This window comes from Pokkaliibacter sp. CJK22405 (genome assembly GCF_046614695.1).
Taxonomy (GTDB): Bacteria; Pseudomonadota; Gammaproteobacteria; order Pseudomonadales; family Balneatricaceae; genus Pokkaliibacter.
This window is the reverse complement of record NZ_JBKKHQ010000016.1, coordinates 54,419-78,561: the sequence shown is the minus strand read 5'-3', so window position 1 is coordinate 78,561 and position 24,143 is coordinate 54,419. Positions and strand designations below refer to the sequence as shown.

Sequence of the window (24,143 nt, the reverse complement as noted above, 5' to 3'; positions counted from 1 at the left end):
AACAGAAGGGAAACCGGCAATACGTTCGTTATCTGGTACTCAGAATAAGGGCATCTGCCCATCGTCTTCGATTTCTTCGGGAGACTCTTCCACCGCATCCTGCTCGGTTGAGAGCAGCCACTTCCAATGTTCCTTGGCGGCATCCGGCTCGTTCAGGGCAAAGCTGATCATATTGCCCCAGGCATTCACACCGACATTCTCTGCGTGTGGCAAACGCCCTTCGTAATGGGACTGGAATACCAGCTGTCCCAGGCGTGCAACCCCGACATCGACCCCCTGACTAACGGCAGCCAGTCGCCATTTTTCGGAGAGGGTTTTACGTTTGGGCTTCATCATGCCAGCAGCTAAACATCCGTGGTGGAATGTGAGTAAGGAGACATCATCCTCAACAGCGCATGTTTCCCGCAGAATTCCTGCGTGTAAAGAAACATTCAGAAGGATGAATGGGCACACATTGTAAGCTAGCATGATGAACACGGCAAACCGTCCACTGCCGCGCGTTCACGCCTGAAGCTCAGGGTATGGGGAAAACCAGTGCAAGCATCCGGATATATGGAACAGCGCCATTATCTGCCCACTCGGCAAGTGCATCAGCACAGCTATTTTCAGATTGTGTTGCCGCTCAAAGGAGCCTTGCATCTGGACATTGAAGGCAACGCCCTGACGTTAAACACCGAGCGCGGCGCCTGCATCCCCCCGCAGATGCTGCATGGCTTTCATGCCGATAGCAGCGACCAGTTTCTGGTACTGGATCTGCCCGCCAGCGGCCGGCAAGCCCCTCAGCAATTGCCTCTGCATACCAGCTTTGCCATCGGCCCGGGGGCTCGCGCCTTTCTGGATTATCTGCCTTCGGCACTAAGGCATCAGCCCGATGAGCAAAGCCGCCAGCACCTCGGCAATCTGTGCCTGAGCTTACTGGCCGACGGTGACCCTGCCTGGCTGCCGACGGTGTTGGTACGCTTTTATCACTGCATCCATCAGCAACTCGATACACCACCCAAACTCGAAACCCTGGCGCGCAAACTGGGGCTCAGCGCCCGCTCTCTGCACCGCTTATGTCAACAGCACTGGCAACGCAGCCCACAGCAATGCTGGCAGTACTGGCGTTGCCAGCGTGCCATCGCCTGGCTAACACAGGGCGTGAGTGTGACCGAAACCGCCCTGCACCTCGGCTATCAGGACACCTCCAACTTCAGCCACTTTATTCGGCGTGAGACGGGCCATGCACCAGGCCACTGGCAACGGCGACTGGAACTTACCCAATGATACTCGCCGCATTGATTGCGTTCTTGGTGATCGCCGGACTGATCTGGAGCTATCGCCGCTGGTTTATTCTGCTGCACGACATCACCAACGCGCCTGAGTCCCCTCCTGAGTTTCTGAGTATCCAGCGCTCACGCTGGCAGAATTCCTTGCAGTGGGATGAACAACAACGCCTGCTTCAGGAGCAACACTTCCCGGAGCTAAGCCCACTGGAATGCCAGCAAAATCCGGCAACGCTCTTTATGCTACTCAGCCGCTGGTGCCGTCGTCATGGCTTCACCATTGCCCGCGATGCGCCGGAGGAATTACGACTTGAGGCCACGCGTCGCTTCGCCCTCGGATTGCTCAGACAGGATCTGGCGATACGGATTCTGCCGCGACGCCCCGAAGGCAGCGGTGTGCTGATTCGGGTCAGCCTACGTTCAGGTCGCTGTGACTTTGGCAGTGGAATCCGCCTGATTCACCACCTGCAGGGACTTTGCCGCATCAACGAGCCGGGTCAGAACGTTCTGCCGCTGGAAGAAGAGTCCTCGGGCTAAAGCCACCAACACCCTACGGCCGCGGCATGCCTGTGCGCAACCGCCATGTGCACTTTCGCCACAGCCCGGCGAACACTCACAAGCAACGCCCATCGCTCTCCCCTAGACTTCTGCCCGTTCAGCTCAGGAGTCTTTTCATGCATGCCACCTTAATCGGTTACAGCGCCATCGCCCTCTGGAGCCTGCTGGCCTTGTTCACACGCTGGGCGGGCCCGGTTCCCCCCTTCAAACTGCTGGCAATGACATTCGCCCTCGCCTTCTGCGTCATGCTGGTGAAGTGGGCTCTTTGCCGACAATCGCCCCTTCGATTTGCCCGTGTACCAGTGAAAAGCTGGCTACTGGGCACCGGAGGATTATTTGGTTATCACGCCTGCTATTTCTACGCGCTACAGCATGCCCCGGCGATTGAAGCCAGCCTGCTGTGTTATCTGTGGCCGCTGTTAATCGTCCTGTTCTCAGGCTTGCTACCGGGACATAAACTGCAGTTGCCTCATCTGCTGGCGGCATTAATGGGGCTGGCGGGTACCTTGTTGATTGTGATCAAACCCGGACATCACTGGGGAGGCGGAGAGATCAGCGGCTACCTTGCCGCCTTGATCGCAGCATTCTTATGGGCCGGATATTCCGTCACGTCGCGCCTGCAGCAACAGGTCGCCACGGATTCTGTCGGCTGGTTTTGTCTGGCGACGGCAGTGCTGGGCCTGATCGCCCATCAGCTTTTTGAAGCGCCAATGGCTGCACTTTCAGACCGCAACTGGCTGGCCATTCTCGCGCTGGGCCTGGGGCCGGTCGGTATTGCCTTCTTTACCTGGGATTACGGGATGAAGCACGGCAATGTGTCGCTGCTGGGGTTACTGGCCTATAGCGCACCGCTACTGTCGACCTTGCTGCTGGTCGTCTTCGCAGTCGCGGAAGGCTCACCCCGGTTGTGGCTCGCCTGCTTATTGATTGTCACCTCGGCGCTACTGCCCTGGCTTTGGTCTCGCTTACGGGCCGGCAAGCTCATCGCGCAGGCGCAGTGAACCCTGGCGAAGCGGTATCAGCTGTTGCTGCCAGTGCTCAATCGCCTCGCCCTGCAAACCGGTGCTGTGCAGGTACACCAGCAGGTTATCCTGCATCAGCGTTGCCGCATCCACATCCTGCTCAGCAGCGGTAAGGGGAGCACAACAGCGCTCAAGCATAGCCAGCTCCTCGCGCTCAGCGTCCAGCTCCACATTTTTCAGGACGGCATAGAGCGAATGCTGCCGATTTTGCACGCCAAGGTGCTTTCGGGCACTTCTTAATGGCGAAGTGACCTCCCGATGCCATTCCTGCCATGCCGTTGCGCCAAGAATCACGTTATAATCGAGCCTTTGCCCACGACTGGACAACCAGGCGCAGGCAAGCAGCCAGTTTACCGATAGCCCCGCCTGATCCTGAGCGTCGAGACAGCATGTCATCACCCCAGGCTGATCGTAGAGGCGGCAGGCAAAAGTCCAAAGCGCCCCGGCCGGGGCCTGCAGGTATTGCGAATCTTTCATGATAAAACTCAGCCAACTCAGTCTTCAGCGTGGCCGCCAGCTTTTGTTGGATAAAGCCGACCTGACTCTCAACCCAGGTTACAAGGTCGGTATTATCGGCTCCAACGGCGCAGGCAAGTCAAGCCTGTTCAAGATGCTGACTGGCGAGCTGCAACCTGACAGCGGCGATTTGTCCATCACCTCCGGCTGGCGTATCGCCCACATGCGTCAGGAAGTTCACGCCTCAGAACGTACCGCGCTGGATTACGTACTGGACGGCGATACCGAATACCGCCGTCTGGAAAATGAAATGGCCCTCGCCGAGAGCGAGGAGCGCTATATCGAACTGGGCGAACTGCACGCTGAATTTGCCGCCATCGATGGTTACCGTGCACAGGCACGCGCCGGGCAGCTGCTGGATGGTCTGGGCTTTGGCCCCCATGACCACGAGCGTGAAGTTTCCTCCTTCTCCGGCGGCTGGCGTATTCGCCTGAACCTGGCCCAGGCACTGATGTGCCCTTCGGATCTGCTGCTGCTCGATGAGCCCACCAACCACTTGGATCTGGATGCCACCCTTTGGCTGGAGCAGTGGCTGCGCCAGTATCAGGGCACCTTGCTGCTGATCTCCCATGACCGCGACTTTATCGACAACGTGGTGGATTACATCGTCCATTTCGATCAGTGCAAAACCGTGCTTTATAAAGGCCACTACACCTTCTTCGAAATGGCCCGTGCCGAGCGCATGATGCAGCAACAAGCCATGTTTGAGCGTCAGCAAGCGCAGATCGCCCACATGGAAGACTTCGTTCGCCGCTTTAAGGCGAAAGCCACCAAAGCCCGTCAGGCCCAGAGCCGTATCAAAGCGCTGGAGCGTATGGAGCGTATTGCTGCGGCGCACGTGGACACGCCCTTCACCTTTACCTTTGAAGCCAGCGATAAGCTGTCCCATCCGCTATTGAGTCTGACCGATGCCAGTCTGGGCTATGCCGAGAAAGCCATCGTCGGCAAGATGAAGATGAGCCTGCAGCCCGGTCAGCGTATTGGCCTGCTCGGTCCGAACGGTGCGGGTAAATCCACCCTGATCAAGACGCTGGTCGGCGAGCTGCCACTGCGCAGCGGCGAGTACCACTCCGGCGAACACCTGCGCATCGGCTATTTTGCCCAGCACACCCTGGAATCCCTGGATATGGACGCGACACCGGCAGTGCATCTGCAACGTCGCAAGCCTGCCTGGAGTGAGCAGCAGGTGCGCAACTTCCTGGGCAGCTTCGGCTTTCTGGGAGATCGTGCCTTTGAAGAAGTCGGCATTTTCTCCGGGGGAGAAAAAGCCCGCCTGGCATTGGCCCTGATTGCTTGCGAACGTCCGAACGTACTGCTGATGGACGAGCCAACCAACCACCTGGACCTTGAAGTTCGTCATGCGCTGACGATGGCCATGCAGGATTTCGAAGGTGCCATCGTACTGGTGTCCCACGATCGTTCCCTGCTGCGCAGCTGCGTCGATACCTTCCTGCTGGTAGCCGATGGCAAGGTCGAGGAATTCCCCGGCGATCTGGACGACTACCAGCGCTGGCTGAGCGAACGCAATACCAAGTCCGCACCACAGGCGGCGCCAGAACCCAAAGTTGAGGTCAAAAAAGAAGTCGCTCCCGCCGCGCCTGTGGTCGATAACGCTGCCGCCCGAAAGGAGCGCAAGCGTCTGGCTGCCGAGATGCGTCAGCAGCTCAGCCCTCTTAAGAAAAAGGCGGAAAAACAGGAAGCTGAAGTCGGCAAACTGGAAGCAAAACTGACCGAATTGAATGAAGCTTTGGCGGATCCTTCCATCTATGACGAAAGTAAGAAGATTGTGCTTAAAGGCTTGCTAACTGAGCAAGCAGACGTGCAAACTCGGCTGGCAAATGCAGAGGAAATCTGGCTCGGACTCACGGAAGAGCTGGAACAATTGGAAATACAATTAAGCAACGCCCTGGACGACTAACGACCAGGAAACGAGTACCCTCTGCCACAATTGTCATGCTTTTTGTTAGAACCCTGCACCTGGGTGCAGGGCCCTGATGGACGGCTGACAAGCCGTACAAAAACGGCGTTACATTCTCAAACCTTAAGGATGCATGCATGAAAAAGCGTCTGTTGGCCTGTGCCCTCAGCCTGGCAGTAGCGGCTCCCGCTTTTGCCGCGTCTTCCAGCGTCAAACTGGACGATGAGAACGCCAAACTCAGCTACTCTTTCGGCCTGGTGCTGGGCGAGCAGCTGTCTGGCCACGTCGATAAGCTCGATTACGATGCTTTTCTGGCCGGTATCAAAGACATCTACAGCAAAAACGATCCTGCGATGACTCAGGATGAAGTGCGCAACACCATCCAGGCTTTCCAGAAAAAGCAGATGGAAACCATGATGTCTGAAGCAAAAGCCAAGTCTGATGCGTTCATGAAGGCCAATGCCAAGAAAGATGGTGTAAAAACCACTGACAGCGGCCTGCAATACAAAGTGATCAAAGAAGGCAAAGGGCCAAAGCCTAAAGCCACTGATACCGTACGCGTTAACTACCGCGGCACCCTGACCGATGGCACCGAGTTTGACTCCTCTTACAAGCGTAACGAGCCTGTTGAATTCCCGCTGAATGCCGTTATTCCTGGCTGGACCGAAGGTCTGCAGCTGATGCCTGTTGGCTCCAAGTACGAGCTCTACATTCCGCCTGAACTGGGTTACGGTCCTGGCGGTGCAGGTAGCATTCCTCCTAACGCTGCACTGGTTTTCGAAGTGGAGCTACTGGATATCGTCAAGGGTGACGACAAAGCACCTGCGGCTGCCAAGCCAAAAACCAAGTAAGGTTAACGCCTTCAATAAGAAAACCCGGCCAGTGCCGGGTTTTTTGTGTCTGTAATGTCGTAAGTGCGATACCAGTACCCTACTTATGGCCCTTCGAGTAAATCAAGAAAGCCGTTGGAGCCAATGGCAAAATGATGGATTCCACCACGGCTCGCGACGCTCATCACTGCCACGCTCACGGGCTTCAGCTCATTGCGCCGATGCAACTGCCAGGTCGCTTCCAGACTGCCGGTGCGCATATCCCATAGCATCACCTTGCCACTACTGGTGCCGGTCAACAGCCGCTGATTCTCATCAATAAAACGTGCAGCGGTGAAGGTAGCCTTACGGTCCAGAATCGACCCCATGGAGGCCAGCGTGTATTTCACCTGTCCGGTCACGGTATCCCAGACAATGGCTTTACTCAGCTGCGCCGCAGAGAATGCCAGCGCACCGTTATCGGAAATGGCGACCGTACTGGGCTGATTGCCGATAGAAAGCTTGTGCCGCAGGGTGTCGGTTGATAGATCCCAAAGGTAGGTATTAAAGCTGTCATCGGCGGTCAGCAGCAGCCCTGCCCGAGCGTTAAGATCCAGCTTTCGCACTCGTGCATCATGTACAAAGCTGTGGGTGACCTTGCCAGCATCAACATCGAAGATAACCGCCGTCTGGTTCTCAAGGCCTAATGCTGCAGTCTTGCCATCCTGAGCCAGTGACACATCCATAATGCTGGCGGGAGCACGGCGAAAATCCAGCGCCTTACCGGTTGTCGCATCCCAGAAGACAAAATCGAAATTCTCGGCCGTGATCGCACGGGCATCGTTGGCGCTGATATCGACGGCGACCAGGTTGGAATAGACACCGGCCTGATGGTTCCAGTCGTACAAACGCTCATTGCTTTTAATGTCCCAGAAGCTTCCGCCGTGGGCGACCGAACCAATCAGCGCATATTTACCATCGGGCGAGAGAGCGCCGCTGTAGAGCCCTTGCACCGCCATTTCATTCGCCTGATCCGGGTTACGCTCGCCACAGCCTGCCAGCCCCAGCGCGACGATGGTCAGAGCACAGAGCCCAAGATTGTTAAGAAAGCGCCAACGTCCTTTCACAGTATTTCTTATTCCTGCCGATGAGTTGGCATAGCGCCAGACTCGGGGTTTGGCGCCCTTCAGGGCGCGCCCGGATTCGCGTGGATATGACAGCAAAGCATAGCGCAGCGCCCCCAGAACTCCAATGACGACAAGCACTCGGGCAACACTGGCTCCCTTACCTGTTTCGCGTTAGCTTAAACACGTCTGCTAAGACACAGACGCCCCCTCTTTTCAGCAAGGATCCTCTGCATGCACGTAGCGCGAGTCATTGGTCACCGAGGCGCCGCCGCACTGGCCCCGGAAAATACCCTGGCCTCCATTAGGGAAGCCAAAGCCACCGGCGCCACCTGGGTTGAGATTGATGTTTCGGTGCTGGCGGATGGCACGCTGGTGATTTTCCATGATGAAACCCTGGAGCGCTGCACCTCGGGCAGTGGCGTACTGGAGCAGCAGTTCTGGTCCGACATCAAGGATCTCGATGCTGGAAGCTGGTTCGACCCACGCTTTGCGGATGAACGTATTCCCACCCTGGAACAGGCACTGGAGTGTATTCAGTCGCTAGGGCTGGGGCTTAATCTTGAGATTAAATACGAAGGCCACGAGTATTCACGCATTGTTGACCCAACGCTGGCAGCACTGGAGGCGCATTGGCAGGATAGCGATAAGCTGGTGATTTCGAGCTTTAACCACGGCACTTTGTTACACGCAAAAGCCCTGAACTGCCGCTTTGCCCTGGGGCAGCTGTATGAAGATATTCCGAAGCACTGGGCCGATGAGTTAAGCGCCATCGGCGCTTTTAGTCTGCACTGTGACCATACCCACCTGACACCCGAACTGGCGCAGGCCATCAAAGCCAAGGGCTATCAGCTGTTCTGCTACACCTCTAACGAAGCCAGTGAAGTGGCTAAACACTGGGCCTGGGGCATGGATGGCATTATCACTGATAATCCGCCGTGCTTTTTGCTGGCCGAATAAGTCGTTGATGTAATTGGTTAAAAAAGGCAGCCTGAGCTGCCTTTTACGTTATCCGTTTTCGCAGGCTTTCAAAGATCAGCCGGACACCCGTGCCAAGAGGCGCTGATATTCGGTCGTGCCTTTATCCTCTTCCGGGCAAAGCCCCAGCATGTCCTCGATAAAGCATGTCAGCGCTCGCGCTTCTATTTGCGCTATGCCTTCACGCTGGTATTTGGCCAGAAAGTGGTAGCGGGAAGCCGCGCCAAAGTCACCAAAAAGCACGTGCCCCTCATCGTTGACCAGCACATTGTGCGCGTAAAGATCGCCATGGCTGATACTGTGCTCCTGCAGGTGAGAAGCCACGCTCTGCATTTGCTCGATGAAACGGCTCAGCGTCTGAATCCGGAATGACTGCCCCGCAGTGAAGGTATCACGTGTACAGCTGGCCAGACTGGGCGGCTGCCCCAGGTTACGGTAGTCGGCAGGAATCAGCTCCATCACCAGACCGGCATGCCCTGCGCTGTGCATACGCGCCAGCGGCGTGACCAGATTGGGATGCTGGCCCAGTGACAAGCAGGCTTCCAGCTCATCCAGCGGATAGCCATCGCTGGTCACTTCACCTTTGAAAACCTTAACCGCCACCTCATCACTGAAACCGTGAATATTACGCTTCCATGAGCCTCGGCTGATCACACCGGAAGCGCCCTGACCCAGCACGTCATGAATCTGCAGATCCTCCATGGAAACCTGAGGAAACTCGCCATGTTCGCTGTGAGACTCACAAAAAGGATTACCGGCAAAAGCCAGCCAGCAAAGCCTTGGTAAATCCAACACCACATCCGGGAAGGAAGTCAGCAGATTTGCGGAAATACGCAGTAATTCAAGATGATGGCACTGCCTCAGTGAAGCAGGTAAAGCCGTGAGCTGGTTCCCGGCCAGCATCAGCTTTTGCAAACGCTTAAGCATGCCCAGCCGCTCAGGCAGCGACGCAACCCGATTGTCCGTGAGGATCAGCCAACGGGTCTGTTCAGGAAGCGCCCCGGCAGGAACCTCTTCGATCTGGTTACTCTTAAAGCCGATCATCTCAAGCTTCGGACAAGCACCCAGTGCCTCCGGCAAGCGTCGAAAGCGGTTATTCGAGCAAAAGATCACCCGCAGGTTCGTCAGTCGATGCAGATCCGCTGGCAGTTCACTCAGCGCATTATTGCTAAGATCCAGAATCTCCAGACTGTCTGCCAGAGTATAGATAGCCTCCGGAAACGCCGTCAGTCCGGCGGCGAGCTGTAAGCGGGTGATTCCCTGAAGCGCTCCTGCCTCAAGTTGCGCCAGCGTATGCATAGACGATTTTCCTTAGGGTTTATTCAGTGCAGGAGAGAACTCCTGATGCACTCAATGACTGTCCCGCGTCAGCCGGTCGAGGTAGCCCATGGCGAACGCGGAAGCCACAAAGGTCATATGCAGGATGACATACCATTTCAGCTGACTGGCTTCATAATTCGAGGCATTCATATAGACCTTGAGTAGCTGAATTGAGGAGATCGCCACAATCGAAGCGGCCACTTTGGATTTCAGCGTGCTGGAGTCCAACTTGCCGATCCAGCCGAGCTTGTCGCCATCATCGGGGATATCCATCCGCGAGACGAAGTTCTCATAGCCACTGAACATCACCATTACCAGCAGGCCACCGACCAGAGACAAGTCCACCAGTGACAATACCAGCAGCACCAGATCGGTCTCGGAGGTATCCAGAATATGTGGCAGGACGTGGACGATTTCCTGGAAGAACTTGATGGTAAGCGCCAGCAAAGCCAGACTCAGGCCCATATAAATGGGAGCCAGCAGCCAGCGCATGGCATACATGGTGCGTTCTAGGTATTTTTCCATCGTGCTCTACTCTTCTTCCCCGTCATTCGCCGCAATTGCATTCTTTTCTTCACCGGTAGCTGTCAGTCTTAAAACCACCCTGTGAGCAAGCGGCGGTTATGATACCGCCTCCCCCCTCTGCGGCAAGCAACGATTGGCTTCAATCGCTGACACCAGCTTCCTGTGACGACCCACCGGATAATAAAAAGGCAGCCGAAGCTGCCTTTTTTCACTTGATACCCAGCATCAGACACTTCACACGTAAGGATCGAATGCTGCCACCTCAACCAGTGACATGGACAGGCTATCAACGCGTGGACAGACAGAGAGGTTACTCACAATCCGTGTGCAGCTGATCGGGAGTTAAGGCAGCACGCTTTTTAGCACTTTGCTGCGCTAGCGCTAATAACTCCTGAGTAGCAGGAAACTCAGCGCCGACGCCCGGCCAGTAGTACCCTTGAGCATCTTGGCACAAGGAGAGAATTACCGGTTTTGGATCAAGATTTACATCCTCGCCAGACTCTACTGTCATGCGATAGGTAATATGGTGTTCCGTCTTGCCGACAATAGTCATTAATACATCGGCATCCAACTCATACACATCTTCATCTGCCAGTGTGGCGGTTTTGCTGACCTTAGTATGCTGCACCTCTGCGGTAAAAGGTGTGCTCATGACAGAGCGTTGTAAAAAACGCTGTTGCTCATCAAGATCACTGGCATGCACCTGTACGCTGAAAGCCAGTAAAGCGATAGTGTGAACCGCCCAAATTTCCTTTTTCATCAAGCTGTCCTTAGCTGAGTGACCGTTGGCCTCAGATTAATCGACACACAACAAAAAGGCAGCCGAAGCTGCCTTTTTCACTTGATACCCAAGCTTAATCCGCCAGATGACGGGCGAGAAAACGCAGGTGGGATTCGATAAAGCTGCTGATGAAGTAGTACGAGTGGTCGTAGCCTTCGCAGAGCTGATAATCGACTTCCACTTCGGCTTTTTCTGCCGCAGAGAGGAAGGCTTCGGGCTTTAGCTGCTCTTTGAGGAAAGCGTCATCGGAGCCCTGGGAAATCTTGATGGGCAGTGCCACACCGAGCTTTTCCAGCAACAGGGTCGCATCGTACTGCTCCCATGCCTGACGATTATCGCCAAGATAAGCACCGAAGGCTTTCTCGCCCCAGGGGCAATTCACCGGATTGCAGATCGGCGAGAAGGCCGAAATGGCCGCGTAACGCTCGGGGTTTTTAAGGCCAATGGTCAGCGCACCGTGGCCGCCCATGGAGTGGCCGCTAATGGCGCGGGCTTCTGTCACCGGGAAGTGAGCTTCGATCAGCGCGGGCAGTTCTTTGACGATGTAGTCATACATCTGGAAATGCGGCTGCCACGGTGTCTGGGTGGCGTTCAGGTAAAAACCGGCGCCCTTGCCCAGATCATAGGCATCATCATCGGCGACATTATCACCTCGTGGGCTGGTGTCGGGGATGATCAGGGCAATCCCCAGCTCAGCGGCAATACGCTGCGCACCGGCTTTGCTGGAGAAATTTTCATCACTGCAGGTCAGGCCGGACAGCCAGTACACCGCGGGAACGCGGGCGCCGGTAGCCGTCTGGGGCGGCAGATAAATAGAGAAAGTCATTTCGCAGGCCGTGCTGCTGGCCTGATGGGTGTAGCGCTTTTGCCAGCCATCAAACAGGCGCTGGCTGGAGACCAGGTTCAGGGTCATGGCGTACTCCTTTCGGATGTGTCGACGTCAGTGTCTGTCGCATCAGTCAAGAAGAACCGCGCTCAGGCGGCTCTTCCTTATCCTGCCCTGATCAGAACAGGATGACGGAGCGAATGCTCTTGCCTTCATGCATCAGGTCAAAGGCGTGGTTGATGTCATCCAGACCCATGGTGTGAGTCACGAACACATCCAGATCAAAATCGCCATTCATGTAACGGTCAACGTAGCCAGGCAGCTCGGTACGGCCTTTCACGCCACCAAAAGCGGTGCCTTTCCAGGTACGGCCTGTCACCAGCTGGAAGGGACGAGTGCTGATTTCCTGACCGGCACCGGCAACGCCGATGATGACCGAGGTGCCCCAGCCTTTATGGCAGCATTCCAGCGCCGAACGCATGACGTTGACGTTACCGATACATTCGAAGGAGTAATCCACTCCGCCGTCGGTCAGATCAACAATCACTTCCTGTACAGGACGGTCGTAATCCTTCGGGTTCACCACATCGGTCGCACCCAGCTGACGGGCGATTTCGAATTTCTCGGGGTTAATATCCACCGCGATGATACGACCGGCTTTGGCCTGTACCGCACCGATAATCGCCGCCAGACCAATACCACCCAAACCAAAGACCGCGACCGTTGAACCTGGCTCCACTTTGGCAGTGTTGCGTACAGCGCCCATACCGGTGGTGACGCCACAACCCAGCAGGCAAACTTTATCCAGCGGGGCTTCCTTGTTGATTTTAGCGACGGCAATTTCAGGCACGACGGTGTATTCAGAGAAGGTAGAGGTGCCCATGTAGTGCAGCAGCTCTTTGCCATTCTGGGAGAAACGGCTGGTGCCATCCGGCATCAGACCTTTACCCTGAGTCGCGCGAATGGCCTGACACAGGTTGGTTTTGCCGCTCAGGCAGAATTTGCACTTGCCGCACTCAGGGGTGTACAGCGGGATCACGTGATCGCCCACAGCGACGCTGGTTACGCCTTCGCCAACGGCTTCCACAATAGCGCCACCTTCGTGACCGAGAATCACCGGGAACAGACCTTCAGGATCAGCACCGGACAGGGTGTAGGCATCGGTATGGCATACACCGGTCGCTACCATTTTCAGCAGCACTTCACCGGCTTTCGGCATGGCAACCTGCACTTGTTCGATGCTCAGAGGTTTGCCTGCTTCCCAGGCGACGGCGGCACGACAGGTAATCATCATGTACTCCTTAGCGTTATCGCTAATCTTTAGTGAAAAAGGTGGATCAAACAGAATCGTGAATGTGGGGCCTCGCAGGCCTGGCATGTCATCGAAGTGGCGCCAATCTCATCTGGCTGAGCCAGATCACGCCAACAGGCAGGCAAGAATGCTGCGTAAGCCAGCGTCCTTCCCCGGACAACAGTGATGTGAATAGCTCCGGATTGTAGCGACTAACGAGCCAGTGATAATCTGCCTTTTTCGAAAATGATTTTTACAAATTCGTAATAGAAAAACTGACGACCACTTATTCAGGTGCGTGCGGCAGCGGCAAAGGAACCCTATGGATCACTGGACCGGGCTTAATGAGCTGATTGCACTGGCGGAAACCGGCAGTTTTACTGCCGCTGCGGATCGGCTGGGAACATCGACGGCCAACGTCAGCCGTCGCCTGCAGGCACTGGAAACAGCCTTGAAGGTTCGGCTGGTGGAGCGCACCACTCGCCATGTGGCGCTGACGGAGCTCGGTCAGCTTTATTACCAGCGCTGTCGCCCGCTGCTTGAAGGGCTGCGCGAAGCCCAGCGTACCTTGCATGAGCTCAATCACCAGCCAACGGGCAAGCTGCGTGTCAGCTGTGCTGTCGCTTATGGTGAACGCCATATTGCTCCGCTGGTTAATGAGTTTGCACGCCTCTATCCGGCCCTTGAGATTGACCTGCACCTGAGTAATCGCATCGTCGATATCATTGAGGAGGGCTACGATCTGGTCATTCGGCTCGGTCGGCTGCCGGACTCCAGCCTGATCGCCAAGCGTCTGGCGGACCGCCACCTGCATGTCTGTGCCAGTCCGGCCTATCTTAGCCGTTACGGTGCGCCCCATACTCTGGATGAGCTGCATCAGCACCATTGCCTGATTGGCACCCAGGACACCTGGAGCTTTGTCGAGCAAGGCCGCACCCGGCTGGTCAGGGTGCATGGCCGGTTACGTTGCAATAACGGACACTCGGTACTGGATGCCGCGCTGAGAGGTCTGGGTATTTGCCAGCTGCCGGACTTCTACGTCGATAACTATCTGAATTCCGGAGAGCTGTTACCGCTGCTGGCGCCTTTTGCCGTACAGGACAATGCCGTCTGGGCGGTGATGGGTTCTAACCGCTACACCTCAAGAAAGGTACGCCTGCTGCTGGATTTTCTTGAAGCCAACCTTGGAAAGTAGCCTGCTTCGGCAGACACTGCACACTAAATGAACAGCTTTCAGAAAACTGTCACATTCGCCTGTAACACTGGGAGGATGCCCTTTTCGTCAGAAGTGGGTGTTTTCACTTGTTCAGGAGCCCCACCCTATGTCGTCCAAGCCCCGGCTGTCCTTTTCCTGGCTATCGCTTTCCTGGATCGCCCTGTCCTGGCGTCAAAAGTTCACTCTGCTGATTCTGGTGACACTCCTCGGTCTTTCAGCCATCACGCTGGGTGCCTGGCTTAGCCAGAAGAAAGAATCCGCCGTCTTCCAGAACATGCTCGCAGCCTCGGCTTATCAGAATGCCACCCTGCGCTTACTCACGGATTTGAAGGAACTGGAGAACCTGAGCCTTGGCATTAGCGAAGATACCCTGATCGAGTTGCAAAACAGCCTGAATACCCTGCCCACCACCGCCCAGCAATTGAACCTGCAGGCCGCCGCACTGAATAACGACGACCTTACCCAGCAAGCCACTGATATCGTGCAAAGCGTCGATACCTATGTTGAGCAGCGGGAGAAATGGCTGGAGCTTCGCCAGTCCGTCGGTTTCGAGGGCGAACCGAATGCTCAGCAAAAGCAGGATCTGTACCGTGAGAGCGTGGCGCTGGAGGCCACGACGGATAACCTCGCCAATCAACTGGAAATGCTCGGCACCACCATCAAGTTCAGCATTCTGGCCGAGGGGGAGGAAACCATTGCCCAGGTGAAAAAAACGGGCCTGCTGGTGATCATCATCAGTTCAGTGAGTGTGGCGCTTATTCTGGTGCTAAGCGTGATAGCCCTGGCTCGCGGGCTGAATATCAAACTTAAGGCCATTTCCGGGCTGATGCATCAGGTGGGTGAAGGTAATTTGTCCCAGCGGGTCGCGGTTACTCGCAACAAGCGCGATGAATTTAACCAGCTTAGCCAGTCAGCCAATGCCATGGTGGCATCGATGGCGGCACTGGTGGAGCAACTACTGAATGGCAATGCCACGCTAACCACCATCCAGGGACACATGGGGCAGACCATGACCAGCCTCAGCCATAGCAGCCGTCAGATTGAAGAGCGCATTCAGATGACAGCCGCCTCGACTCAGGAAATCTCCAGTACCCTCAACGAAATTGCCGAGCGCTCGGCGCAGGTCAGCAATTTGTCTCAGCAGGCCGAAGCCAAAGCCACTCAGGGGGAAGCGGTGATTACCACCAATGCGGGTGCCATCCGTGAGCTTTCCACCCTGATTAGCGATTCTCACGAACAGGTCAGCCGCCTGCAGCAATCCGGTACTCGCGTCAAAGGCATTCTCGATACCATTAACTCTCTCGCCGACCAGACCAACCTTCTGGCACTCAATGCAGCGATCGAAGCAGCACGCGCCGGCGATGCTGGTCGGGGCTTCTCGGTCGTGGCCGATGAAGTACGCTCACTGGCGCAGAAAACCGTGGCCGCGACTGAGGGTATCGGCGTGATCATTCAGGAGTTCAGTCAGCAAACCCAGGCTATCAGCATCCTTATGGATAAAGGCTTAACACTGGCCACCAATGGCGAACAAAGCGCCGCCGATGTGGCAGGCAGCATCACCGAGATTCGCCAGTATATTACTGACCTGCGCGCGGATATTTATCAGGTGGTGGGGGCGGTAGAGGAAATATCCACTACCACTGAAGAAATCGCCGACAAGATGGAAAACATCCATGATCATGCCCGTCAGCAGTATCAGCTCGGTCAGGATATGCAGGAGCAAACGCGACAACTGGATGCACAGATTGAAGTAGTGAATCAGGCAACCGCGGATTTTGTTCTGGAAGAAAGTGGCTATCAGACCGGGCAGGACGATGAGGCACACCTTACTGCAGAGCAGCCTTATAGCCGCTCACGGGAAGCCTTTTCAACGTCCACCGCATCACACTACAGTGGCCGCGCGCTAGCCTGAGGCCCGCGGCTTCAGCCAAGCGTGGTCAGACGGGCGAGCCGTCAATAAGATCATTCGGGCCATCAATCCAGGCCTCCAGCTTCGCCGGGGGCAAGGGTTTGGTGAAGTAGAAGCCCTGCACCGTATCGCAGCCCATGGCCTGCAGCGTTTCCAGACTGTCTTTCTCTTCAATCCCTTCTGCGGTTACGGTCATCCCCATGGCATGGGCCAGTCGGATCGTCGTAGCCACAATGAGGCGGTTCTGATCATCATCACTGATGTTCTTGATGAAGGACTTGTCGATTTTCAGCTCATCCACAGGCAGACGCTTCAGATAAGCCAGACTGGAGTGCCCCGTACCAAAATCATCAATCGCCAGCGGGAAGCCCATGGCACGCAGCTGCTGCAGGGTTTTAATCACCCGCTCAGCATCGGTCATCATCTGGCTTTCCGTGACTTCAAACATCAAACCACGAGAAGCGGTGGGATTACGATCAATCAGACGCTGCACTTCCGGCAGGAAGGCCGGATCACTGAGATCACGCACGGACAGGTTGACCGCCACTTTCATCTCGCGGCCCGCATCATGCCAGTGCTGAATCTGGTCCATGGCCGAGCCCATTACCCAGCGGGTGACCAGACCAATATTCCCTGAGTGCTCCGCCAGACGAATAAACTCATCCGGTGGCACCACACCCAGTTCCGGGTGTAGCCAGCGGATCATCGCTTCGACGGCGTTACAACGATTGGTAATCAGGGTGATCTTGGGCTGATACACCAGATAGATCTCACCGTTGGCCAGTGCGCGGCGCAGATCGCGGATCAGACGCAGCTCACGGCGGTGGCTTTCATCCAGACCATCTTTATAGAAGAACAGTGACAAGCTGTTTTGCTTGGCCAGGTTAATTGCAATATCCGCACGACGGCCCAGCTCATTCACATGGCGGCCCTGATCCGGGAAGTAGACCACACCCGTTGCCACACGCAGAGACAGCTGGGTTCCCTGAATAACCATTGGCGCCACCAGAGGCTTGAGCAGATCTTCAATCAGCTCCGGCCCCAGATGACCCGTCGATACAATAAAGAACTCATCTCCGCCATGACGGGAAACTGCATCGACAGGCAAAGCCGCCAGGCGTCGGGAAAACTCGCAAAGAGTATCGTCACCGTTCTGATAACCCAGGGCGTTATTGATCTCTTTAAAGTCACGAATACAGATTTGCATGACCGTCCCTTCCGGACGGGACGGGTCCAGCAGGAGTTTGCGCAGGTATTGCGTCATTGCAACACGGTTCATCAGCCCGGTAAGATCATCATGGCTGCTCTGGAAGGTGAGCTGTTCTTCACGGTGGCGGATGTTGGCCTGCATCTGTTGCAGCGTCTGGTTCAACATGCCGATCTCGCCCTTGATGACCCGCGGCGGCCTGGAAGACTCCCCCCGACCAACGGCGGTGGCAAACTCGGCCAGCTCCTTGACGGGGCCAGAGACCGAGCGCGATAGCGGGAATGCCACCACCACGCCCAGCAGCACGGTGATAAAGAACACCATAATCAGCTGCTTTTGCAGCTGGGCGCTGAGCATTTGCAAATGGTGGTTATCCAGATACAGCAACGCGAAGACAGGTTCGTTCCCGACCGTCGCCAGCGGCACCATCAGTGCACGAAAGCGCCCGCTCCCCGTGGTAAAAAGCTGATTAATCGGGGGGCGCTGTTTATCCACTTCCTGTTCAATCGCACGGGTCGCATCTGCCGAAAGCGTGGAGGCCATAACCAGCTGGCTACCGTTATCGTAGCCGAGGAAGCTCAGATCAAGATTGGTAATGGCGCTGACTTCGTGCGCCATTTCCTGATTCATAGGGAAAGCCATCACCAGCGCCAGGCGTTTATCCAGCGGGTTTGCCTCTTTCGGCATGCTGGCCATGGGCTCGTTTAGTTCAAGAGGGACGGCGACCATTTCATAGAGTTTGCCGTTCACCACCGTGACATCCACGGTATAACCGCGGTCACGGACATGATCTTTGAAATCAGGGATAGGAAAAGGTTTGCCCGTTACCAGGCTTGAGACATTGGAGCCGAGTACGATCCCCTGCTCGGTCATCACAAATGCCAGCTCAGCGCCCATACGATGGGCACGGGTGTTCAGCGCCAGACGAACTTCATCGCTATTGGAGTTGAGCAGGCTGGTTTTGAAGCCGCGATCATCGGCCAGAATATCCATCGCGTTGGTGATCTGTTCACCGTTAACGCGAATCGCATTATTGAAAACACGGGAGCCTAATAACAGGCGGTCTTCAGCGTCCGAGCGGACATGGGTTTCCATGGTGTTGAGGGTGTAGGCCGCCGTCAGGAGCTGGGTCAGTGCCAGCACCAGCAGTACGAAAAGAATCAGACGGCTCCGCAGACTCGCAAACATTCCATTAATGCTCTGAGGGGTTCAAACCAGTATTCCAAGCCCGTTACATTACACAAGGCCCGAACCGAAGGTGCAGACAATCACTCACCCATAGTGACAGTCTAGTCATGAACAGCGTCAGTCCCTACCCATAGGTTCAAATAAAGCCAGGCTGGTTCCCTTTGATAACATTTTTTTACCGTGGAATCAGGCTGTTAGGGAAATTTTATCGCCCTCCGTTTCACAGCAGGACATAAGAAAACCCGCACCTAGTGAAGGGTGTCTGGCATAGAAGGTAATGAAGGCAATAAACGGCGCATGGCCGAGGCTTCAAGCGGATAGGAAAAGAAGAAGCCCTGTGCTTGCTGACAGCCTAACTGGCGCGCGGCTCGGGCATCTTCCTCGGTTTCGATGCCTTCGGCGACGACCTCAAGCTGCAGGTGATTGGCCAGCTGCATCATCGTTCCGACGAAGGCACGCTGGCTGGCTTTATGACTCAGCCCCTGAATAAAGCTCTTGTCGATCTTGAGCTTATCAACGGGCAATTCCCGCAGGTACGACAGTGAGGAGTAACCGGTACCAAAATCATCCAGCGCCGCTTCAATACCGGCATCACGCACGCGATGCAAAATACTGCGGGAACGCTGCATGCTCGCCATCACCGTATTCTCGGTGATTTCAACCATCAGCTGCTCAGGCGTCAGCCCGGCACGTTGCAGGCCACCCAGCAACCACTGGGGCAAGCCATGATTAAAGAGCGAAGGGCTCAGGTTCACGGAGAGACGAAGCCCCGGCGCCAGAACCAGCGCATCACTGCCAATACGATTAAAAATCCAGTCCCCCAGCAACTGACCTAAACGATGGCTTTCCGCCATATCGATCAGCTCCATCGGCGGAATGGCTCCCAGCGTCGGATGCGACCAGCGGATCAGCACTTCTGCACCTCGAAGCTGCTGACTTTGCATATCATAAATAGGCTGGTAGACCAGATAGAGCTGGGTATCGGCCACCGGCGTTTCCAGCAACTGTGTACGCAGGTCTCGTGACAGCATCTGCTGACGGCGGGAGCGCTCAGCCATGGCGGGGGCAAAACTGACCGGCGTGTTAACGGCTTTTTTCTTAGCCTCGATCAGCGCCAGACTGGCCTGACTCATGGCCTGATCACTGCTTAGTTCCGGATGCAGGAAACAAATACCGGCACGCACCTCCAGTTGGAAGCGGGTTTCCTGACTTAGGCATTCTGTCATCAACAATTGTTGCAACAGGTGCAAGTGGCCCAGGGTTTCCTCACGACTGGACAGGTTCGTCATCAGGATAGCGAAATGGTCGCTGTCGAGTCGGGCGACCAGATCATCCTTGCGGCCATGGCGCACCAGCAACCGCGCCATGTCGATCAGTAACTCATCCCCATGCGCCTGGCCCATGGCTGAGTTGATGTCCCGAAACCGGCTAAGATCAATCAGTGCCAATGCACTTAACTGGGCATGACGTTGTGACTGATTCTGTTTGAGCGCCTGCTGAAACGCACCGCGGTTATACAGCCCGGTGAGGCTGTCATGCATGGCGCGAAAGCGTTCTTTGCGGTTCTGACGAAGCAGATACACCACCAGAATCAGGCCACTGAGCACCAGACCGGCAATATTCAGCGCTAATAAGTGCTGCTGCTTACGGATGGAATCCATCCTGCTCAGGGCTTCGGGGCCAGTGAAGTTAAGCACCATGATTTCCCGGATCTGGCTGGTGAAGGGTTCAATCGCCAGATGCATCCGCGACAGCTCAGCATCGGTAAGTTTGGCGGGGTCCGAGATGATGGGCTCGTAACTACGAATCAGGGCGAACAGCGAGGAGACGGTTTCATCGGCGCCGAAACGGCTTCGCAGTGCAGCGTTCTCCTTGCCCTGTAAAAACACCGTCAGGCGATTCCAGAGCATATCGTAGGAGAACATCAGGCCTTTATGATCCAGCGCCCCCGCCTGATAAAGACTCAGACTGCTATAGAACTTCTGGTGTTCCAGCTCCAGCTGCGCCAATGACCAGGCGCTCAGCTGTATGTGGGTAGAGAGTAGGCTGGCATTACGGGTGTATTGCACATAGGAAAAGCCGGACAGCAGCACAAATACGACCACAATCGCATAGAGAAAACTGCTTCTGAGCTGTTTGAGCATCACCCGTTTCATCCGTGAGCAAGCCCGATTATGGCAGCACAGCCAGACTGCGCAGTTGCCAGATCATGGCACTGTGAACACTGGCAACATCCAGCTCAGGATAATCGGAGAGGGGGAAGACGACCCAGAGCGGCCCTTTATGGCGAACAGTCAGCACCTGACCGTCTTCTTCCATGGCAATCAGCACCGGATATTTGGCCAGCGTTTCACCTTCCAGTACGGTCTGGTAGTCATTAAGAGCGCGGGCTTCGATACGATCCCCGCTGGCACCAACCGCCGTCAGCACATCACGCAGAAGTACACCTTTGTAATGGTGGGCACCGGTCGTCCACGGAGTCGTGGTGTCGAATTCGGTTTGTGGTAACTGCTCAAGCATGGCACGGTCAAAGTCCGCACCCTGATCAGTATTAAAGTGGGCGATTTCACCGTTAACGGACAGCAACACCTCACCTGCGGGGGTTGCCAGATCACCGGCGAAAGCATTACCACACAGGAGAAGGGCTACAGCCCCCAGCCAGGCGATCAATCGCTTCATCATTCAGACTCCATGCCTTGTTGATCAACAGCCGACTGACTCTTATGACTTTCAATCCGGCAGTGGTGACATTTTGACACAAAGCCCAACCAAGGCTATAGCCTTTCCTGTGGTTCTAGCGCTTAAATCTCATTCTTCGGCGACAAGTTGTTTAAGGGTGGCGTCCACGGCGGGAATTCCCCCCGCAGTAAAGGCATCCAGCAGCACAGAACCCAGTACGACCACATCAGCCCGCTGGCTGGCCTCTCTCACCTGAGCCGCTGAACGTATCCCGAAACCCAGCGCCAGAGGGGTGGCCGTCAGTGTTTTGACTGCCTGCAGATAATCCTCCTGTGAACGCTGCACGGCATCCGGGTTACTCCCCGTGACACCCGCACGACTGACGCAGTAAAGCAGGCCATCAGCGGCCTCACAAATCACTTTCAAACGTGATATTGGCGTCGCCGGGGTCACCATCCAGATGGGGCTGATGCCTGCAGCTTCGCAGTCCTGACGAAATGCCCCTGCCTGCTCAAGTGGCAGGTCAGGAATAATCAGCCCGGTAATGCCCTGCTCTGCACAGCTGTCGACCAGTTTGGTTAGACCAAAGCGATACAGCGGATTCAGATAGCTCATTAGCACAATCCGGCTTTGGCGGAAACGTCGCTGCAGTTTGCCCAGAGACTCAAGACAGTCGACCAGTGGCAAGGGGCCATTCTCCAGTGCCCGGTGACAGGCATTCACAATCGCCGGGCCATCCGCCACGGGATCAGAAAACGGAAACTGGACCTCCAGAAATGCGACGCCCTGCTCCAGCAGATGCTCCATCAGCGCCAGACTCTCATCGACACTCGGATAGCCATAAACCACATGGGTCATGAGCAGGGTTTCACCCGAGCGGCGGCGTTCATGCAGACGTTGATCCATGTAGGCACTTAGCGGCTTCATACCTCGCCCTCCTCGGTCTGAGCGTAGTTCTGGCAGAACTCCTGCAAAAATGTGGGAAAGGCATCGTCACGAATCGCCGTTGCCATATTGAAGATGTCTTTGTCGCCGCGGCCTGACAGGGTCACCAACAAATGCGTGTCCTTATCCAGCATTGGCGCATCGGCGATGGCTGCCGCCAGCGCATGGGAGGATTCCAGCGCAGGAATAATACCCTCGTGCATCATCAGCATCCGGGCTGCTTCAATCACCGCATCATCCTGGGCGTAGGTCATGGTCACCCTGCCCTCCTCTGCCAGATGGGCAAGAATGGGCGAGACGCCCACATAGTCGAGTCCGGCAGCAATGGAGTGAGTCTCCGACAGCTGGCCATTCTCATCCTGCAGAAACTGGGTGGCATAGCCCTGGGCAATGCCGAAGGAGCCAAGGCCATCCGACAGGCGAATCGAATGCTCACCCGGCGCATGGCTTTTGCCGCCGGCCTCCACACCGACAAGCTCAACGTTCTGGTCGTCCACAAAAGGCAGGAACATACCGCAGGCATTCGAGCCTCCCCCGACGCAGGCATAGACTTTGTCCGGGAGCTGACCTGCCAGTACCGGCATCTGCGTGCGGCTTTCCTGACCAATCACTGACTGAAAGAAGGAAACCATTTCCGGGAAAGGCGCACAGCCACAGGCCGTGCCAATCAGATAGTGGCTATCCTCATAACTGGCTGACCAGTCACGCAAGGCCTCATCCAGCGCATCCTTGAGGGTCTGTGAGCCTGTGGTCACGGGGACGACAGTCGCACCTAACTGACGCATCCAGAATACATTGGGATACTGACGAGCCACGTCTTTCGCGCCCATATAAACCGTACACTCCAGCCCCAGTCGGGCAGCGACCAGTGCCGTCGCCACGCCATGCTGACCGGCACCGGTTTCGGCAATCACCCGGCGCTTACCCATCCGTTTGACCAATAAGCCCTGGCCGATCACGTTATTCATCTTGTGGGCGCCGCTGTGGTTAAGGTCTTCGCGCTTGAGATAAATCTGGGCGCCGCCGAGTTTGTCACTCAATCGCTGGCAATGGGTGACAGGTGTCGGACGCCCGGAATAGGTTTGCCACTCATGATGGAGTGCCTGCAGAAAGTCCGGATCCTGACGCGCCTCGTCGAAGGCCTGCTGGATCTGCTGCTGACTGCTAAAGAGAATCTCGGGGATATAGCTGCCGCCATATTGACCGTAGTAACCCTTATCACTCATCATGAGAACAACCTCGATTAATTTAACCATACCGTTTAGTTAAATTAATCCTCATTCCCTGTCGGCGTCAAGCCGTCTGTCGCAGGAATTTTGCTTATGGCCCGCGGAAGGCCGTCAAAACGTCAGCATATTATTGATATCGCCATTCCCCTGTTTGCCGCTCTGGGCTATCAGGGAACGAGCATTGATCAGGTGGTGCAGGAAGCCGCTGTATCCAAACCGACGGTGTACAGTAACTTCCCCACTAAGCAGGCACTCTGGTGCGCGGCGCTGGATACTCTCTATCAGCAGGCCAAACAGATGAAGTTCAGCTCGAAATCGGACTGCACCTGGCAGCAGCGCGTGGATTACTGGCTACTCTGGATGACAGCAGAGCACCATCTGGCGGTGTATCGCGTGATGATGGGGGAGCGCCACAAGATGACTGGGGATGCAGAAGAGTTATTCCGGGAGTTTGATGGTTATTTTCGCCAACAGCTGCTGCAGCTTCAGCACAGCAATGATGCCTTTGCCCTGCTGGTCGATAGCTTCTGTTTTCAGGGGCTGGTGAACCTTCCCTTGATGGCGCAACCTGCCGCGACCCGAGAGCAACTGTTAAAACAGATCGACAGCATCAGTCGTTTTCTTCCTCAAGAGGTAAATTGACTTCTGCGCTATTGTTGCCATGACAACAACGCACTGATTCATATAGATCTCAACCAAGTGGCTGGAAATTTCACCTAATCTTTATGATCCTCGCCTTCGTATGACAATGTGTTTCCGATCAGAAAGCCGCTGTCATACCCGACCGCTATCGCCCGTCTCACGGGGCTTTCGCACGGATATACCTGTACTGGCTAA

22 protein-coding genes are annotated in these 24,143 nt (G+C 55.7%); 9 read left to right on the top strand and 13 right to left on the bottom strand.

The window, feature by feature from the left end:
* Positions 1-39 precede the first annotated feature (39 nt).
* The gene (locus ACKC9G_RS12300; protein ID WP_411405752.1) at positions 40-336 is read right to left on the bottom strand and encodes a hypothetical protein; all 297 of its coding nucleotides are present in this window, start codon (positions 334-336) and stop codon (positions 40-42) included.
* 198 nt (positions 337-534) lie between these two features.
* Between ACKC9G_RS12300 and ACKC9G_RS12295 the strand changes: the two genes are divergently transcribed.
* From ACKC9G_RS12295 to ACKC9G_RS12285, 3 genes are all read left to right on the top strand, one after another.
* Positions 535-1,266, top strand: a complete 732-nt coding sequence (locus ACKC9G_RS12295) for an AraC family transcriptional regulator (RefSeq protein ID WP_411405750.1) — start codon at positions 535-537, stop codon at positions 1,264-1,266.
* On the top strand, positions 1,263-1,802 hold the full coding sequence (locus tag ACKC9G_RS12290) for a hypothetical protein (protein ID WP_411405748.1): 540 nt from the start codon (positions 1,263-1,265) through the stop codon (positions 1,800-1,802). Before ACKC9G_RS12295 ends, ACKC9G_RS12290 begins: the two co-directional genes overlap by 4 nt.
* 137 nt (positions 1,803-1,939) lie before the next feature.
* Complete coding sequence (locus ACKC9G_RS12285; protein ID WP_411405746.1) at positions 1,940-2,824, top strand: DMT family transporter; 885 nt, start codon at positions 1,940-1,942, stop codon at positions 2,822-2,824.
* Here the strand turns inward: ACKC9G_RS12285 and ACKC9G_RS12280 are convergent.
* Positions 2,789-3,322: a TIGR02444 family protein gene (locus tag ACKC9G_RS12280; protein ID WP_411405744.1), complete on the bottom strand. Its 534-nt coding sequence runs from the start codon at positions 3,320-3,322 to the stop codon at positions 2,789-2,791. The two genes, ACKC9G_RS12285 and ACKC9G_RS12280, sit on opposite strands and share 36 nt — an antisense overlap.
* Between ACKC9G_RS12280 and ACKC9G_RS12275 the strand changes: the two genes are divergently transcribed.
* Positions 3,321-5,279, top strand: coding sequence for an ATP-binding cassette domain-containing protein (locus tag ACKC9G_RS12275; protein ID WP_411405742.1), 1,959 nt, complete (start codon positions 3,321-3,323; stop codon positions 5,277-5,279). The two genes, ACKC9G_RS12280 and ACKC9G_RS12275, sit on opposite strands and share 2 nt — an antisense overlap.
* Positions 5,280-5,416: 137 nt before the next feature.
* The gene (locus tag ACKC9G_RS12270; protein ID WP_411405740.1) at positions 5,417-6,130 is read left to right on the top strand and encodes an FKBP-type peptidyl-prolyl cis-trans isomerase; all 714 of its coding nucleotides are present in this window, start codon (positions 5,417-5,419) and stop codon (positions 6,128-6,130) included.
* A gap of 83 nt (positions 6,131-6,213) precedes the next feature.
* Here ACKC9G_RS12270 and ACKC9G_RS12265 read toward each other — a convergent pair whose 3' ends face one another.
* Positions 6,214-7,215, bottom strand: a complete 1,002-nt coding sequence (locus tag ACKC9G_RS12265) for a WD40 repeat domain-containing protein (protein ID WP_411405738.1) — start codon at positions 7,213-7,215, stop codon at positions 6,214-6,216.
* Positions 7,216-7,446: 231 nt separating this feature from the next.
* Between ACKC9G_RS12265 and ACKC9G_RS12260 the strand changes: the two genes are divergently transcribed.
* A complete protein-coding gene (locus ACKC9G_RS12260; RefSeq protein WP_411405736.1) occupies positions 7,447-8,172 on the top strand; it encodes a glycerophosphoryl diester phosphodiesterase in 726 nt (241 codons plus the stop codon).
* A gap of 75 nt (positions 8,173-8,247) precedes the next feature.
* Here ACKC9G_RS12260 and ACKC9G_RS12255 read toward each other — a convergent pair whose 3' ends face one another.
* The 5 genes from ACKC9G_RS12255 to ACKC9G_RS12235 all read right to left on the bottom strand — a co-directional run bounded on the left by ACKC9G_RS12255 (position 8,248) and on the right by ACKC9G_RS12235 (position 12,933).
* Complete coding sequence (locus ACKC9G_RS12255; protein ID WP_411405734.1) at positions 8,248-9,489, bottom strand: leucine-rich repeat domain-containing protein; 1,242 nt, start codon at positions 9,487-9,489, stop codon at positions 8,248-8,250.
* Between the two features lie 51 nt (positions 9,490-9,540).
* The gene (locus tag ACKC9G_RS12250) at positions 9,541-10,035 is read right to left on the bottom strand and encodes a TIGR00645 family protein (RefSeq protein WP_411405732.1); all 495 of its coding nucleotides are present in this window, start codon (positions 10,033-10,035) and stop codon (positions 9,541-9,543) included.
* A gap of 310 nt (positions 10,036-10,345) precedes the next feature.
* Positions 10,346-10,795, bottom strand: a complete 450-nt coding sequence (locus tag ACKC9G_RS12245) for a hypothetical protein (RefSeq protein ID WP_411405730.1) — start codon at positions 10,793-10,795, stop codon at positions 10,346-10,348.
* Between the two features lie 94 nt (positions 10,796-10,889).
* The gene (gene fghA / locus ACKC9G_RS12240; RefSeq protein WP_411405728.1) at positions 10,890-11,729 is read right to left on the bottom strand and encodes an S-formylglutathione hydrolase; all 840 of its coding nucleotides are present in this window, start codon (positions 11,727-11,729) and stop codon (positions 10,890-10,892) included.
* 91 nt (positions 11,730-11,820) lie between these two features.
* Entirely contained in the window at positions 11,821-12,933 is a 1,113-nt protein-coding gene (locus tag ACKC9G_RS12235; protein ID WP_411406048.1) for an S-(hydroxymethyl)glutathione dehydrogenase/class III alcohol dehydrogenase, read from the bottom strand.
* A 322-nt stretch (positions 12,934-13,255) separates the two neighbouring features.
* Here ACKC9G_RS12235 and ACKC9G_RS12230 point away from each other — a divergent pair, with 322 nt between their 5' ends.
* Both ACKC9G_RS12230 and ACKC9G_RS12225 read left to right on the top strand, forming a co-directional pair.
* Positions 13,256-14,128: a LysR family transcriptional regulator gene (locus tag ACKC9G_RS12230; RefSeq protein WP_411405726.1), complete on the top strand. Its 873-nt coding sequence runs from the start codon at positions 13,256-13,258 to the stop codon at positions 14,126-14,128.
* 127 nt (positions 14,129-14,255) lie between these two features.
* Positions 14,256-16,061: a methyl-accepting chemotaxis protein gene (locus tag ACKC9G_RS12225; RefSeq protein WP_411405724.1), complete on the top strand. Its 1,806-nt coding sequence runs from the start codon at positions 14,256-14,258 to the stop codon at positions 16,059-16,061.
* 25 nt (positions 16,062-16,086) lie between these two features.
* Here the strand turns inward: ACKC9G_RS12225 and ACKC9G_RS12220 are convergent, their stop codons facing one another.
* The 5 genes from ACKC9G_RS12220 to trpB all read right to left on the bottom strand — a co-directional run bounded on the left by ACKC9G_RS12220 (position 16,087) and on the right by trpB (position 23,306).
* Positions 16,087-18,453 (bottom strand): putative bifunctional diguanylate cyclase/phosphodiesterase, encoded by a 2,367-nt coding sequence (locus tag ACKC9G_RS12220; RefSeq protein ID WP_411405722.1) that lies wholly within the window; start codon positions 18,451-18,453, stop codon positions 16,087-16,089.
* Between the two features lie 248 nt (positions 18,454-18,701).
* A complete protein-coding gene (locus tag ACKC9G_RS12215; RefSeq protein ID WP_411406046.1) occupies positions 18,702-20,597 on the bottom strand; it encodes a putative bifunctional diguanylate cyclase/phosphodiesterase in 1,896 nt (631 codons plus the stop codon).
* A gap of 28 nt (positions 20,598-20,625) precedes the next feature.
* Positions 20,626-21,135: a molybdopterin-dependent oxidoreductase gene (locus ACKC9G_RS12210; RefSeq protein ID WP_411405720.1), complete on the bottom strand. Its 510-nt coding sequence runs from the start codon at positions 21,133-21,135 to the stop codon at positions 20,626-20,628.
* Between the two features lie 126 nt (positions 21,136-21,261).
* Positions 21,262-22,059 carry a tryptophan synthase subunit alpha gene (gene trpA / locus ACKC9G_RS12205; protein WP_411405718.1) on the bottom strand — a complete coding sequence of 266 codons (798 nt, stop codon included), beginning with the start codon at positions 22,057-22,059 and terminating at the stop codon, positions 21,262-21,264.
* The gene (gene trpB, locus ACKC9G_RS12200) at positions 22,056-23,306 is read right to left on the bottom strand and encodes a tryptophan synthase subunit beta (RefSeq protein WP_411405716.1); all 1,251 of its coding nucleotides are present in this window, start codon (positions 23,304-23,306) and stop codon (positions 22,056-22,058) included. The genes trpA and trpB overlap by 4 nt, the downstream gene beginning before the upstream one ends.
* A 93-nt stretch (positions 23,307-23,399) precedes the next feature.
* Between trpB and ACKC9G_RS12195 the strand changes: the two genes are divergently transcribed.
* Complete coding sequence (locus ACKC9G_RS12195; protein ID WP_411405714.1) at positions 23,400-23,948, top strand: TetR/AcrR family transcriptional regulator; 549 nt, start codon at positions 23,400-23,402, stop codon at positions 23,946-23,948.
* Positions 23,949-24,143 lie beyond the last annotated feature (195 nt).

Coding starts and splice junctions, on each gene's coding strand:
- ACKC9G_RS12300 (WP_411405752.1), bottom strand. CDS start 336: ATGATGAAGCCCAAACGTAAAACCCTCTCCGAAAAATGGCGACTGGCT.
- ACKC9G_RS12290 (WP_411405748.1), top strand. CDS start 1,263: ATGATACTCGCCGCATTGATTGCGTTCTTGGTGATCGCCGGACTGATC.
- ACKC9G_RS12285 (WP_411405746.1), top strand. CDS start 1,940: ATGCATGCCACCTTAATCGGTTACAGCGCCATCGCCCTCTGGAGCCTG.
- ACKC9G_RS12275 (WP_411405742.1), top strand. CDS start 3,321: ATGATAAAACTCAGCCAACTCAGTCTTCAGCGTGGCCGCCAGCTTTTG.
- ACKC9G_RS12280 (WP_411405744.1), bottom strand. CDS start 3,322: ATGAAAGATTCGCAATACCTGCAGGCCCCGGCCGGGGCGCTTTGGACT.
- ACKC9G_RS12270 (WP_411405740.1), top strand. CDS start 5,417: ATGAAAAAGCGTCTGTTGGCCTGTGCCCTCAGCCTGGCAGTAGCGGCT.
- ACKC9G_RS12260 (WP_411405736.1), top strand. CDS start 7,447: ATGCACGTAGCGCGAGTCATTGGTCACCGAGGCGCCGCCGCACTGGCC.
- ACKC9G_RS12255 (WP_411405734.1), bottom strand. CDS start 9,489: ATGCATACGCTGGCGCAACTTGAGGCAGGAGCGCTTCAGGGAATCACC.
- ACKC9G_RS12250 (WP_411405732.1), bottom strand. CDS start 10,035: ATGGAAAAATACCTAGAACGCACCATGTATGCCATGCGCTGGCTGCTG.
- ACKC9G_RS12245 (WP_411405730.1), bottom strand. CDS start 10,795: ATGAAAAAGGAAATTTGGGCGGTTCACACTATCGCTTTACTGGCTTTC.
- fghA (WP_411405728.1), bottom strand. CDS start 11,729: ATGACCCTGAACCTGGTCTCCAGCCAGCGCCTGTTTGATGGCTGGCAA.
- ACKC9G_RS12235 (WP_411406048.1), bottom strand. CDS start 12,933: ATGATTACCTGTCGTGCCGCCGTCGCCTGGGAAGCAGGCAAACCTCTG.
- ACKC9G_RS12230 (WP_411405726.1), top strand. CDS start 13,256: ATGGATCACTGGACCGGGCTTAATGAGCTGATTGCACTGGCGGAAACC.
- ACKC9G_RS12225 (WP_411405724.1), top strand. CDS start 14,256: ATGTCGTCCAAGCCCCGGCTGTCCTTTTCCTGGCTATCGCTTTCCTGG.
- ACKC9G_RS12220 (WP_411405722.1), bottom strand. CDS start 18,453: ATGTTTGCGAGTCTGCGGAGCCGTCTGATTCTTTTCGTACTGCTGGTG.
- ACKC9G_RS12215 (WP_411406046.1), bottom strand. CDS start 20,597: ATGCTCAAACAGCTCAGAAGCAGTTTTCTCTATGCGATTGTGGTCGTA.
- ACKC9G_RS12210 (WP_411405720.1), bottom strand. CDS start 21,135: ATGATGAAGCGATTGATCGCCTGGCTGGGGGCTGTAGCCCTTCTCCTG.
- trpA (WP_411405718.1), bottom strand. CDS start 22,059: ATGAAGCCGCTAAGTGCCTACATGGATCAACGTCTGCATGAACGCCGC.
- trpB (WP_411405716.1), bottom strand. CDS start 23,306: ATGATGAGTGATAAGGGTTACTACGGTCAATATGGCGGCAGCTATATC.
- ACKC9G_RS12195 (WP_411405714.1), top strand. CDS start 23,400: ATGGCCCGCGGAAGGCCGTCAAAACGTCAGCATATTATTGATATCGCC.